This window comes from Edaphobacter lichenicola (assembly GCF_014201315.1).
In the GTDB taxonomy this organism is placed as follows: domain Bacteria; phylum Acidobacteriota; class Terriglobia; order Terriglobales; family Acidobacteriaceae; genus Edaphobacter; species Edaphobacter lichenicola_B.
Genome location: NZ_JACHDY010000005.1, coordinates 39933 through 52770, shown reverse-complemented (window position 1 = coordinate 52770; position 12838 = coordinate 39933). Strand labels below are relative to the sequence as shown.

6 protein-coding genes are annotated in these 12838 nt (G+C 59.1%); 4 read left to right on the top strand and 2 right to left on the bottom strand.

All coding sequences use genetic code 11. The features are described from left to right. Window positions 1-157: 157 nt before the first annotated feature. Both HDF09_RS15650 and HDF09_RS15645 read right to left on the bottom strand, forming a co-directional pair. Complete coding sequence (locus HDF09_RS15650; RefSeq protein WP_183768008.1) at window positions 158-3577, bottom strand: TonB-dependent receptor; 3420 nt, start codon at window positions 3575-3577, stop codon at window positions 158-160. A 240-nt stretch (window positions 3578-3817) separates the two neighbouring features. Continuing rightward, window positions 3818-7183: a TonB-dependent receptor gene (locus tag HDF09_RS15645; protein ID WP_183768006.1), complete on the bottom strand. Its 3366-nt coding sequence runs from the start codon at window positions 7181-7183 to the stop codon at window positions 3818-3820. A 264-nt stretch (window positions 7184-7447) separates the two neighbouring features. On the opposite strand from HDF09_RS15645, the gene obgE reads away from it, so the two are divergent. From obgE to HDF09_RS15625, 4 genes are all read left to right on the top strand, one after another. Continuing rightward, window positions 7448-8560 carry a GTPase ObgE gene (obgE, locus tag HDF09_RS15640; protein WP_183768003.1) on the top strand — a complete coding sequence of 371 codons (1113 nt, stop codon included), beginning with the start codon at window positions 7448-7450 and terminating at the stop codon, window positions 8558-8560. A gap of 827 nt (window positions 8561-9387) precedes the next feature. Beyond that, a complete protein-coding gene (panB, locus tag HDF09_RS15635; RefSeq protein ID WP_183768001.1) occupies window positions 9388-10329 on the top strand; it encodes a 3-methyl-2-oxobutanoate hydroxymethyltransferase in 942 nt (313 codons plus the stop codon). 134 nt (window positions 10330-10463) lie between these two features. After that, window positions 10464-11306 (top strand): pantoate--beta-alanine ligase, encoded by an 843-nt coding sequence (gene panC, locus HDF09_RS15630; RefSeq protein ID WP_183767999.1) that lies wholly within the window; start codon window positions 10464-10466, stop codon window positions 11304-11306. Between the two features lie 208 nt (window positions 11307-11514). Beyond that, window positions 11515-12816, top strand: a complete 1302-nt coding sequence (locus HDF09_RS15625) for a GGDEF domain-containing protein (protein ID WP_183767997.1) — start codon at window positions 11515-11517, stop codon at window positions 12814-12816. Window positions 12817-12838 lie beyond the last annotated feature (22 nt).

Below are 12838 nucleotides of genomic sequence, written 5' to 3'. Positions count from 1 at the left end.
ATTCCGACCAGCGGGAGGACCGAAGCAGCGCGCCTCGCCCAGACTAGGTACACAAGTCACGAAGTGACCGCCCGAACCAGGGTCCCCGCAAACAGGTCTTCGTTTGTGGGGTGGCCGAGCGCAGGGGGCCCGTCCGGCAGGACACCTCTTCGAAGCATCAAAACTCCACCCTCAAACCCAACTGCACCTGCCGCTCCGGCGACTGTCCCGTCGACGCCGCCGTAAATGTCCCAAACGGCCTTACATTCAGCCCCTCCGCCGCAACCGTCGCAGCACTTTGAAACACCAGCGGCGTAATCCCATTCGTCTCCTTTCCTACCAGATAAGCACGCTGCATGATCGAAGAGTAGTTCACACGATTCGTCAGGTTGAACGCCTCAGCAACCCCACGCACCTTCACGCCCTCGCTCACCCGCACTGCCTTGCTCAATCGAAGATCGACGCGCCCCGTATCCGGCAGCCGCAGCGTATTTCTCCCCACCGTCGGCAGATACGCCGCCCCACCCGCGCCGTTGATGCTCTCATGTCCCCCGGTCAGCCGCGTGCCGCCAAAGATATCCAGGCTGTAAGGTCTCCCACTCGTCTCCGTAAAAATAGGAGACACCGCCCAGCCATTCACCGTACTCCTCAACCAGTGCTGCTCGATCGTAAACCTCGGCTCCCACACCACGCTGGCCACAAACTTATGCGGATAGTTCAACGCCGAGAGCCCCTTGTCATACCGCACATCAAATGGATCGAACTGCGCATTCGTCCGCGGAGTCGCGCCGCCGCTCTGTCCATAATCGATCGCCTTGGCCCACGTCCAGCTCGCCCTGAACTCCACTCCCCCACGGCTCCTTCGCCGCGCCTCTAGCACCAGCGCGTTATAGGTCGCATCCGCGTTCGAAAGTATGTCGGTCACAGGCCCAAAGTTCGTATTCAGCCTCTGCGAATAAAACGGAACCACAAACGTCTCGCCATCCCGAACCCCCACCGCACCCGTCCCGCCTTGCAGCTGAAACTCCTTCGTCGCAACCGCCGGCGCAATATTAATATCCACCGAGTTCGGCAGCTGCCGGTCAAGATTCATCAAATAAGTCGCACTCGCAACCGTCCCGGCGCCCACCTCGCGCTCAATTGAGAAACTCCCCTGCTGCACGGCCGGCAGCCGAAATCTGCGATCGAACACCATCGCCGAGGTCGTCTTCCCCACAGCCGCCGGCGGCGTCGTCACGTACGAGCAGGCATATCCAAACCCCTGGTTCGCAACCTGCGGACAATTTGTAACCGTCGTCGGTAAGATCAGAACGCTGGCCACCGAAGAGGGCAGCGCAGTCCTGGTCAACGCACTGCTCAAAGTGGCTCCGGGCAGCCTGCCATAAAACAGGCCGTATCCAATCCGCACCACCCCCCGGCCCGACCCGAACGGCTCCCAGGACACCCCCACCCTCGGGCCAAAGTTATTGCGATCCTCTGGAAACACGCTCGTTGCGCCCTTCTGCCCAAACACCGCATCGAGCGCTGCATTAGGCTGCTGCGGCAGCGGAGAGAGTTCGTATTCGTAACGCAATCCGGCACTTATTGTCAGCCCCCGCCTCACCCTCCAGTCATCCTGCAAAAAACCCGCCCACTCCTGCGTATCGAACGTCACCGTCTTTTGCCCAAAGGTCTGCGTAAAGGAGCGAAAGCAGAAATCATGCACCGCCGCCGTGATCGACGGACAACCGCCATTCGGATACGCATTCACATTGAACGTATAGTCCGTAATCCAATCCACCAGCCCGCCCGCATGCCCGGAAGTGATCCCGCTGTCGTAGTGAAATGCCCCCGGCAGATTGCTCAAACTCGAAATATCGTCATGAACAAAGCTGACATCCATCCCTACCTGGATCTGATGACGCCCCCGCACCACCGTCAACAGATCGGCCAGCTGAACCTTGTTCTCGTCCGGATACGCCCTGCGCCCCAGCGAAGTCGAAGTGCCGAACGTAAATCCATCCGGCCCAATCGCAATCTCGGGAGCATATCCATCGGGACCCACCGCCGGCTCCTGCGGCAGCGGCTTCGATGCCGTTTCAAACTGAAGATCCCGCCCATACTGCACGCGCAGCTCGTGGCTCAGCTTCGGCGACACCGTCCACATCCATCGCCCCAGCACCGAATCCACCTTCGTATAGCTGCTCCCCAGGCTTGCCGCTCCCAGGCCCACCACCGGCGAAGACCGCGCCCCAGACGGCGAACTCGATCGCGCCCGGTCATACTGCACGCTCAGGCGATGACGCGTCGCTGCCTGCCAATCCACCTTGCCGAAGTTGATCGTCTGGTCGTGTCGCCGCGGCACAGTTCCTGTCAGGCTATCCAGATAGGTCAGCGCAGCATCTACCTTCGCCGGTCTCACGCCCCGATTGCCCAGCAATGCACGCTGCGTCGGTGTCAGCAGATAAAAGTTCGGATCGTCGGGAGTCGAGACCGCCGGAAACGACCGCAACTGCTGATCGTAGGTATAAAAGTAGAAGAGTTTGTCCCTCACCGCAGCCCCGCCCACGCTGCCTCCAAACTGCTGCCGAAGATCGCTTGGCTTCACCGCCGTACTCGTGCTCACACCGCCCACATAAGTCGTCGCAATCGAAAAGGGATTCGTAGCTCCAAACGCACTCGACCGAACCATGTAAAAACCCGTCCCATGCAGAGCGTTTGCACCGCTCTTTGACACGGTCGTAATAATTCCTCCCGCTGCATGCCCATACAGCGCCGAGTAGTTCTGCCCACTCACGCGAAACTCCTTCACCGCCTCCTGAGAAAACGTGTAAGCCGCACCCGCATGACGCCCATACCCGCCACCACCATCCACATTGCCAGCACTCACTCGCTTTGACGACCCAGTCTCCGCCGCGTCTTCGATCTCGGCGCCACTCTCCCCGCCCGTCCCTCGTGGCACCGCGCCAAAGCTCTGGTCATCATCTCCGCCATCGACTCGACTGCTATTCTGCGTCGAAGCCACCCCGCGAAAGCTCAACAACCCATCCCCCTCCGGATCGGCGTTGACCGTCGGCGTCAACAGCGCGAACGCCTGCCATCGCCGCCCATTCACCGGAGTTCGCTCCATCTCCTCCGGGGTCACGACACTGGACGTTGCCGTTGAGGCCACCTCATCGACGCTGACCGTAGCCGGCGGCTCCGGCACCGCGGTCACGTTCACCGAGCTGATGATCCCTCCAACCTTGAGCCTGGCCTCCACCGAGGTCACCCCGCCAACCTCCACCACCACCGGCTCCAGCGTCAGATTCGCGAATCGCTCATAGGCCACCACCACCCGATAGTCTCCCGCGGGCAGGTGCGCCACCACAAACTCGCCCCTGCCCTCGGTCTTCGCAACCGCAGTCAATCCGTTTGCGAGATTCCGTACCTGCACCACTGCGCCCTTCAGTGCAGCGCCCGTCGCATCCACCACAAATCCGCTGACCTCGCCATCGACCGGCGTCTGTCCCCACGCGCACCCCCCCAAGGCAGCAGCGGCACTACACCACAGCAAGCAGGCCCGGACCACGTTCCTCACACCCGCGCTCAACCTCGCGCGTCCCAGACAGAACGACATGCACTCTCCGCGGATTCTGTACCGCTCTACGCCGCAACCACGGGAAGATTGAAAAGTAAGCTCGCCATGCCCTCTCGCTGTCTAGGCAAAGCGTCGCAGCCACAAGCTGTTCCTCACTACGCAAAAACAAGAGAACACTATGAGATTAGCCGCAGACGCCGCAATTATGAAAGGCCACTTCCGTGTTAACCCAAAAAAAGGCGGCGACCGAAGCCACCGCCCCTCAAAATGACACTACGGTTAGAACTGCGCCCGAATCGACAACTGAACCTGGCGGGGAGTGTAAGTAAACCCGCTGGCGTTCGAGTTCGTCACGGAACCAAACAATGGCAACGCCGAGTTCGCGCTGCTCGTGTTGAACGTCAGCAGGTTCCCCGTCACTTGTTTTGCCGCATTGGTTGCAGTGCCGATGAAGTATCCGGTCGTATTCACCGATGTGACGTTCTGACGGTTCAAAATGTTGAAGCTCTCGCCAAGCAACTCCAGCTTCAACCGCTCAGCGATGGTGAACCGCTTCGAGAGCCGAAGATCCAGCACATTCGTACTCGGCTGCTGAAGCCCATTGCGCTCAAACCCCGGCAGCCGGAAAGTTCCGTTGCCAGTGCCGGTTCCGCCCGATCCGTTCACACCGCTCCCCACCGCGTTCAACTGCGCGCCGTTAATAAGACCGGTCGACAGTGTCCCGCTCGTGACCACCGAATAGGGCAAGCCGCTCTGCGCCGAGAAGTTTGGCGAAACTTCATAGTCGTTCAGCAGATAACTCTTCCAACCCGTAAAGCGCCACGGCGACGTCGCCACCGCAGTCAGCACAAATCGGTTCGGAACATTCTGATTGGAGTTTCCATACTCCCCGCGAAGACTGGTGGGGTCCTGCAGTGCATTAGCAGAGGTACCAGTCTGGTTGTTTTCGCCGTAATCCAAGGCATGCGACCACGTATAGTTCGCGCTGAACTGCAGGTTGTGCGTAAGACGGTGTGAGATCTGACCCACCAGGCCCTGGTAGTTCGAGTTCACACCGCTGAAGACATTCGTCTTCGATCCGAAGTTGCAATCCGGACGCTGACTCGGGCAGATCTTGGAAGACACCGTGCTCTTCGCAAAGAAGTTCGACGTGAAAGTAGAGCCATTCGGCAGCGGCCCCTTCCCCGACGTATCCACCACCGTGTACGTCACGCTGGTCGGAGCAGGCAGGTTCAGGTCGACAAAACTCGGCAGACGCCGCCCAAACGACCCCAACCAGGTCACGCTCACCACCGTGTTCCAGCCAAGGTCCTGCTCAACCGTCAGGTCAGCCTGGTGAATCTCGGGCAGTTTGAAGTTCTTGTCGAAGAACGTCGAGTTCGGTGGCGTTCCCGTGTTGACCAGTGCCGGAATCACCTCTGGGAACACCGGCGCGCCCGCGCTCGTCGACGTGTAGCTAAAGCTCGGCTGCCCGTTGAGCGAGCCCGTATTGATCAGCGCGTTATAGATCGTCGAGTTGATCACGCGAGCGAAGAACTCTCCATAACCTCCCCTCAGAATCGTCTTGCCGCTTCCGAACACGTCATAGGCAAAGCCAACTCGCGGACCGATATTGCTCTTGTTGCTAGGCAGCGACCCCGTCTGCGGAATCGAGGAAACAATAAGATTGCTGACCGGCGAAGGCAGTTGTTCATACTCATACCGAATGCCGCCGGTCAAGCTCAGCCGTGGATTCAGCTTCCACTCATCCTGCAGGAAGAACCCATAGTCGCCCGTCGTGAAGTTGAGCCCAGGAATACCGAAGCCCTGCGTATACGAGCTGTAGTTGTGAGCCTGCGAAACCGTTGCAGGATTCTGCGAGAGGTTCAGGTCCGTAAGATAGTTCGTCAGCGTGGAATAGCTATATCCACCATACTGCGCGAAGAGGTTGTTGATCAGGTCATACGTGTGGATGTAGTCGCCGCCAAATTTGATGCTGTGGTTTCCGCGAATCCAGTTCACCGTATCAGCGACCTGATTGCGGCGCTCATCCGGCAGCGCAGCACGCTGCAGAAACGTCTGAGTCCCAAATGTGAAGCCGTTGGTAATTGCAACGCTGGGTGGAAGCCCACCAAAGGGATTGGTATAGCCGCCCGACGTCGGGCCCACCAGGTTCGACGTCTCGTACGTCGACGGATTTTGCGCGAACTCGAACTCAAAGTCGCGCCCATATTGATAGCGGACTTCGTTGCTGATGTTGTTCGTAATCACCGTATCCAGCTTCGCGATGCCGAACGTATCGCGCACATAATCGTTGCCAAAGCTATGCGAACCATCGAAGACCGTCGACGCAGTCTGAATTCCCGCCGGCGAGATCCACCGCAACCGGTTCACTTCAAACGATGCATGATTCTTTCCGTTGATCTGCCAATCTAGCTTAGGAAAGAAGATCGTCTGATCGCCCGTACGTGGCACGTTGCCGAGCAGCGTATTCAATCCTGAAAGACCATTGACGTACTTCGTCGCCGCAGCGCCATAGCTGGCCAGCTTCAGATTGGTCTGTAGCGTACACGCCGCCGCGTCGATCGTGCTTGGCGCCGTCGCTCCTTTTCCGCCGCACACCTGACCCGCCGGAAGCGCCGCATCAGGAGTAGCGAAGAAACTCGTCGGATTGCTTGCCGCCGCCACTGCCGGAAAGTTCCTTTGAAAGCGATCAGCCGCAAAGAAGAAAAACAGCTTGTCTCGAAAGATCGGGCCGCCAACTGCCCCGCCCCACTGCTTGCGTCGATCGGTCGGCTTGAAGTTCACCGGCGTAAAAGGCCCATTCGGAACCAGCTGCTCGGTCTTGGTCGTAAACGCGTTCGCAGCGCCCCACTCCGCGTCGCGATCGTAAAAGTACGCCTCGCCGTGAAACTGATTGCCGCCTGACTTCGTGATCGAATTCACAACGCCGCCAGCGGACCGGCCGTACTCCACCGTGTAGTTCGAAGTATTGACCTGGAACTCCTGAATCGAAGCCTTCGCCGTCGAGTAGCCTGCGCGAGTGCGTCCACGCTCTTCAGAGAAGTAGGCCTGATTGTCATCTGCTCCATCGATGGTTACGTTATTCAGCAAAGTGCTCTGCCCGCGAAAGCTCAAAAGCCCAAACCCGTTCGAATCGGCAACCACTCCCGGCGTCAGCAGCGCGTAAGCCGACCAACGGTAGTTGTTCACCGGAAGATCCAGCAGCAGCTTCTGATCGATCACTCCGGAAAAATCCGGAGACGTCGTATTCAGCGCTGGTGCCTCACTGGTCACCTCAATCGTCTCACTCGCCTTACCCACAGGAAGCTTGGGAGAGATGTCTGTCAGCGAGCCAACCTCAACGATCACCTCGCTAGACCGATAGGTCTGGAATCCAGGCGCAGTAATCGTAACCGTGTAGGTTGCGGGCTGCAGATGGATTGCCCGGAAGACGCCCGAACCATCGGCCTTTATATTCTGCTCAGCGTTCGTCTTGTTCGAATGCACCACCACGACCGCACCGCTAATCGCCGAACCGCTCGCATCCTCGACCGTACCGCCAATCGCACCATCGACAGCCGACTGCCCGTAGCCCTGCACTCCTGTAACCGCGCAAAACGTCGCAATCAGCGCGCCCCGCAACATACATCCTGAAATTTTCATCTGGTCTCCTGAATTTTGTTCGCCCTGCAGACTGCACATCGTTCCGCGTCTGCTACGAGCCAAGTCCTGCTGCATCGTATGAGTCCTCTTAGACTCGCATAATGCCATTTTAGACTCGCATAACGCCATTAATATGGGATTACGATTTGTAAAAATGCCGTCTTTTACAAGCTCCAGCGCGCCCCACCCGCGGATTGTCGCATCCCCTCGCGCCCGTCCGCCCCGTCCGCTCCCCGCTAGCAAACTTGTACACTGTTAATAGAAATGTTTATTGATGAAGCAAGAATTCGTATCAAGGCCGGCGACGGCGGCAACGGCTGCATGGCCTTCCGCCGCGAAAAGTTCGTCCCCAAAGGCGGCCCCTCGGGCGGCGACGGCGGCCACGGAGGCGACGTCCTCATGTCCTCCTCCCTCAGCCACAACACCCTGGTCCACTTCCGTTTCAACCCCGAGCACAAGGCGCAGCGCGGCGGCCACGGCCTCGGCTCCAACTGCTCAGGATACTCCGGCGAAAGCACCACCCTCAAAGTTCCTGTAGGCACGCTCCTCTACGACGACGCCACCGGCGAGCTCATCCACGACTTCGCCCGCCCCAACGAGACCATCGTCATCGCCAAGGGCGGACGCGGCGGACGCGGCAACCAGCACTTCGCCACCAGCACCCACCAGGCCCCGCGCGAGCACGAGCTCGGCCGCGCCGGCGAAGAGCGCACCTACCGCCTCGAACTCCGTCTCCTCGCCGACGCCGGCCTCGTAGGCTACCCCAACGTCGGCAAATCCACCCTTATCTCGCGCCTCTCCGCCGCCAAACCCAAGATCGCCAACTACGCCTTCACCACGCTCGAGCCCAACCTCGGCGTCGTCCAGGTCGGCGACTTCCCCCACACCGAATCCTTCACCGTCGCCGACCTCCCTGGCCTCATCGAAGGCGCACACCTCGGCGCCGGTCTCGGCATCCAGTTCCTCAAACACATCGAGCGCACCAGCGTCATCGTCCACCTCGTCGACGTCTCCGACTCCGGCGCCGCCGAAGGCACCTCCCGTCCCGACCCCGTCGCCGACTACAAGGTCATCACCGAAGAGCTCAAGAGCTTCGATCCCGCGCTCGCCGCCAAGCCGACCATCCTCGTAGCCGCCAAAGCCGACGTCGCCAATCCAGACAAGCTCAAAAAGCTCACCACCATGGCCAAGCGCCGCAAGCTGCCCTTCTTCATCATCTCCGCCGTCACCGGCGAGGGCATCGAGCCGCTCAAATTCGCCATCGCAGAGCTGGTCGCCGTCCACCGCCCCATCGCCCTCGAACCCGAGATCGTCGAACCCGTAAAGCTCAAGCCCAACTACCCCCCACCCCCCGGCTCCGCCCGCGGCCGCGCCTAGCAGTCAATCTCAAGCCATTCCGGACAATCACGCCGTTCGCGACAACGCCCAGCAGCGTTCTTTTCGCTTGTCTCCCACAAGGATCTGCCTTTTTGGCTTGTCATCCCGCAGGGATCTGCTGTCTCTCACCCAAGAACATCGTCATTTCGACCTCGCCCACTTTAGATCGTCATTTCGACCGAAGCGGACCACCGTCTCATCGTGGTCCGCGCAGTGGAGAAACCCCCGCAATTTGCCGTTGCTGTTGCTGTTGCTGCTACCGCTGCATTTGTCGTTGCCTGTTCGTGCCGTCATCCTGACCCTGAGCGAAGTCGAAGGGCAAGGATCCCGACGAAGCCTGTCCCGCCCAAACCTTTCGCCCCTTTTCACCCATAATCTCCAGTGCCGTTGCTGTTACGCTTCCAACCGTTGCTGTCAAGCCCCCAACCACACTAAACCATTTGCAATCAGACATTTGCGCCGTGCGCATTAGTTTCATCTAAACCGTTACAATTGAAACAGTCAGATTGTGTGGGATGGTCTGGCACCCCGCAAGTGCCGGGAACACTCTAACCCTTTTGTTTCCACGTATCTGCGGATAACCCGTTTAGAATGACATATTTGCGAGAGATAACCTCCCGCAAGCTTGTGATAACAAAAGGGTTATACGCGGGTAATATGGGGGGGGGTACCCTCCGAGGACACGGCAGCGACCCATCATCCCCTTGCCATCAGAACCACAAGACGCGTAAGTTTAAAGCGCCCTAGGTACCTGCTGGGACAGGTGGTATCCAGCCAAAGTCGTCCTCACTAAGACGACACGCGGCGGAGCTGCACTGGAGATTGCAATGAGTTTGACCACGTTCTCAACGGAACGAGCCGACGCCCCGGGTGGGCGACAGGCCGATTCCCCCGCCAAAGTTACCGTCCCATCCCTCCTCGAAAAGAAACTTCTACGCCGGCCAATCAGCGCCATCACGGCCTATGACTACGCCAGCGCCAGGCTCGTCGACGAGGCTGGCCTCGACGTCGTCCTCGTCGGCGACTCGCTCGCCATGGTCATGCAGGGCCACGAAAACACCCTCGCCGTCACCATGGACGAGATGCTCCTCTACACCCGCGGAGTGCGCCGTGCCGTAAAACGCGCCCTGCTGGTGGCCGACATGCCCTTCGGCAGCTACCACACCGACGACCGCGAGGCCCTCGCCAACGCGATCCGCTTCGTCAAGGAGTCGGGTGCCGAAGCCGTCAAGCTCGAAGGTGGCCGCGAACGCGCCGAGCTTATTCGCCGAATCACAGCCGCCGAGATCCCCGTCATGGGACACATCGGCCTCACTCCCCAGAGCGTCCATCGTATGGGAGGCTACAAAGTCCAGGGCAAGACGATGCAGGCGATCGACGAGCTGCGCACCGACGCTCTCGCTCTCGAGGAGGCAGGCTGCTTCGCCATCGTCCTTGAGGGTGTGCCCCGCGAACTCGCCCACATCATCACCGAAGAGCTTCGCATCCCCACCATCGGAATCGGTGCCGGCCCCGACTGCGACGGACAGATCCTCGTCCTCCACGACATGATGGCCATGACCTTCTCGCCTCCCGCAAAGTTTGTCCGGCGGTATGCCGACGTAGCGGGAGTCATGCGCAAGGCGTTGGAGGTGTACCGGCACGACGTCGAAGCCCGAACCTTCCCCGCGGACGCCGAAAGCTACCACTTCTCGCGCGAGGTCCGCGAATTGATGCATGAGTCGACCGAAGCAACCGAGCCGGCCGAACCCATCGAAGCAGTGGGATAGCAGCCAGGCCGCATCGACAGACAAGAACGATCTAGAGGTCAAATCGAGCTCGTTGATAGTGGTGTGCGCCTGAAGAAGAACAGAAAAATTAGAGCCAACCCCGCAGCAATGCGGCCAAGAGGAGCAGTCATTCGATGAAGATCGTGAAGAGTGTTGCGGAGATGCAAGGCATCTGCCGCGAACTCCGGACGCGAGGCGTCTCCATAGGCTTTGCGCCGACGATGGGTGCGCTTCATAGGGGTCATCTCTCCCTGGTCCAGCGAGCCCGCTCTGAATGTCAGACGGTCATAGCGTCGATCTTCGTCAATCCCCTCCAGTTCGCGCCAGGAGAAGACTTCGCCCAGTATCCACGAACCTTCGACGAAGACTGCAGGCAGCTCGAGGCGGAAGGAGTCGCTGTCCTGTTCGCCCCCGAGGCTAAGGAGATGTACCCCAGCGGCGCTGTAACAACCATCACCGTATCCGGCATCGGCGACCGGTTGGACGGAGCCTCCCGCCCCGGCCACTTCACCGGGGTAGCCACCGTTGTTGCCAAGCTGTTTCACATCATCGCACCGCACCGCGCCTACTTCGGTCAGAAAGATGCCGCGCAGATCGCCGTCCTGCGACAGATGGTTCAGGATCTCAACTTCGACCTGGAGCTGGTGAGTTGCCCTATCGTGCGAGACGCAGATGGCCTGGCTCTGAGCAGCAGAAATAGATACCTTAGCTTTCCGGAGCGCGAACAGGCATTAGTCCTGCATCGAGCACTCACCGAAATCGAACAGAGCATCGCCCACGGCGAACGCCGCAGCTCAGCGCTCTTACAGATTGGAAGAATCACTTTGGAGACCGCAACGGGCATAAAGGTGGACTACCTCGCCATCGTCGACGCCCGATCGCTTCTCCCAGAGGCATCTGCGGAGAGGGGCGCGCTCGTCGCAGTGGCGGCCTATGTGGGCCGCACGCGTCTGATCGACAACCTTCTCGTGGCCTGAAGCCAACTAACCGGCGATAGCACCTGAGCAACTCTGCGAATGACACGGAAGTACCATGCAACTCTTGTAATTACGCGTGTATTCCGTTTCCGCTTTAGTAACATGCAGGCAGCATCATTTTGGTTACGATTTGTCCCTGAATTGCCGTGATAGAAACCACGCACGTTCAAGGGTGCAAGACATGACCGCAGGGTAGAGGCGACTTTCGATGCCGAGCACTTCCATTCACGAGCTCGCGATTCAGCAGGTCGAGCGGCTTTCACGAAGAGGGTTTCAGCGACTGTCGCTGCCGGGGCCCCTTGAGAACGCCTTCGAGCAGTCGACGCTCGCTCGACGATCCGAACGTCTCTGGCTCGAAGGCCTGGTAGCGATTGGCCTCTTCAATATTTATGTCCTTGTAGACCACCTTCTTCAGGGCAGCGGCTCCTGGCTTCCGGTACAACTCCGCCTGTGCATTGTCACGCCTCTGGCCCTGCTGATTAATCTCAGCATGCGCTGGAGTCCAAACAAGATCTATCGCGAAACAAGCATCGCCGCAGTGAGCTGTCTTATAGGAGTAATGCACCTTTACATCGAGAGTAATAAAAATGCGACCTCCTCCGCGTACGCTCAAGTAGGCCTGATTGTCGCGGTCATCTTTGTCAATGTCGTGATGCGGCTTCAGTTCTTTTACGCTCTCAGCGCATCGGCCATTATGCTGGCAAGCGATCTCGTCTTCATTCAACACGATCACTTCCTGAACTCTTCGGAGAAGCTGCTCGGAATCACCCTGGCGGTCTGCGCCATTTCGATGACCGTGATTGCGAACTACAGCACCGGCAGAGAAGAGCGACTGGGCTTCCTGATGCGGCTGCGCAGCGAGATCCAAAGCAAAGAGCTCTCCTTCCTGAACGTTGAGCTGCAAAGAATTTCGAGCATCGATAGCCTGACTGGACTGGCCAATCGGCATGCTTACGAGCTGCAGTTTGCCAAACTGTGGAGCGAGTCTGTCGACTCCGGCTCATGCTTATCCGCCATCGTGATCGACATCGATCACTTCAAGCTCACAAACGACACCCGCGGGCATCTGTACGGCGACCGCGTCTTGGTGCGAGTTGCTTCTCTGCTGCTCCAAGGTCTGCGTTGTAAGGACGATTTCGCAGCCAGATTCGGTGGTGAAGAGTTCGTAGTTTTGCTTCCCGGCACAACTCAGGAAGGAGCGATGATCGTCGCCGAACGCATTCGCAAGCTCGTCGAGGTGGCTGGTTCTCCAGCGCTCCCTGAGCCCGGCAGCCATCCCAGGCTTTCAACGGTAAGCTGCGGCGGAGCATCCTGCTACCCGAGCGACATTACCTGCAAGGAGGACCTGTTGGAGGCGGCTGATAAGGCGCTCTACCGGGCAAAGGCATCGGGGCGCAACCGGGTATGCTGGGGCGAATTATCGATCAGGCAATACCAATCATATTCCTCATCCAGGCGACATAGGATTTTGGTGAAAAGCGATTCGCTGCCACTGACAAGTGTCGACTAACCTTTGACGTTCGTTCTCGAGG